Source organism: Albimonas donghaensis (assembly GCF_900106695.1).
GTDB classification, from domain to species: domain Bacteria; phylum Pseudomonadota; class Alphaproteobacteria; order Rhodobacterales; family Rhodobacteraceae; genus Albimonas; species Albimonas donghaensis.
Genome location: NZ_FNMZ01000027.1, coordinates 1 through 1,174, shown reverse-complemented (window position 1 = coordinate 1,174; position 1,174 = coordinate 1). Strand labels below are relative to the sequence as shown.

Here is a 1,174-nt window from a genome sequence, read left to right as displayed (position 1 = left end):
ACTCGATGATCTTGGAGACGACGCCGGCGCCGACGGTGCGGCCGCCTTCACGGATGGCGAAGCGGAGCTTCTCTTCCATCGCGATCGGGGCGATCAGCGTCACCTCGAACTTCAGGTTGTCGCCCGGCATCACCATCTCGGTGCCCTCGGGCAGCGCGACGGTCCCGGTCACGTCCGTGGTCCGGAAGTAGAACTGCGGGCGGTAGTTCGCGAAGAACGGCGTGTGGCGGCCGCCCTCCTCCTTGGTCAGGATGTAGGCCTCGGCCTCGAACTTCGTGTGCGGCTTCACCGAACCCGGCTTGCACAGAACCTGGCCGCGCTCAACGTCCTCACGGCCGATGCCGCGCAGCAGCGCGCCCACGTTGTCGCCCGCTTCGCCGCGGTCCAGCAGCTTGCGGAACATCTCGACGCCGGTCACCGTCGTCTTGCGCGACGGACGGATCCCGATGATCTCGATCTCCTCGCCCACCGTCACCACGCCGCGCTCGACGCGGCCGGTCACCACCGTGCCGCGGCCCGAGATCGAGAACACGTCCTCGATCGGCATCAGGAACGGCTGGTCGATCGGACGCTCGGGCGTCGGGATCGCCTCGTCGACGGCGGCCATCAGCTCGCGGATCTTGGTCTCGCCGATGTCCGGGTTCTCGCCGTTCATCGCCGCCAGGGCCGAGCCGGCCACGATCGGGATGTCGTCGCCCGGGAAGTCGTAGGAGGAGAGCAGCTCGCGCACCTCCATCTCGACGAGCTCCAGGAGCTCCTCGTCATCGACCTGGTCGACCTTGTTCATGAACACCACCAGCGCCGGCACGCCGACCTGACGGGCCAGCAGGATGTGCTCGCGGGTCTGGGGCATCGGGCCGTCGGCCGCGTTCACCACCAGGATCGCGCCGTCCATCTGCGCGGCGCCGGTGATCATGTTCTTCACGTAGTCGGCGTGGCCCGGGCAGTCCACGTGGGCGTAGTGACGGGCGTCCGTCTCATACTCCACATGCGCCGTCGAGATCGTGATCCCGCGGGCTTTCTCCTCAGGCGCGCCATCGATCTGGTCATACGCCTTGAAGTCGCCGAAGTACTTGGTGATCGCCGCCGTCAGCGTCGTCTTGCCGTGGTCGACGTGACCGATCGTGCCGATGTTCACGTGCGGCTTGTTGCGCTCGAATTTCGCCTTGGCCAT

At 67.0% G+C, this 1,174-nt stretch carries 1 protein-coding gene; it reads right to left on the bottom strand.

The features are described 5' to 3' along the window. Positions 1-1,174 (bottom strand): elongation factor Tu (gene tuf / locus BLV24_RS21315; protein WP_092685689.1); only part of this gene is annotated, 1,174 nt, incomplete at both ends.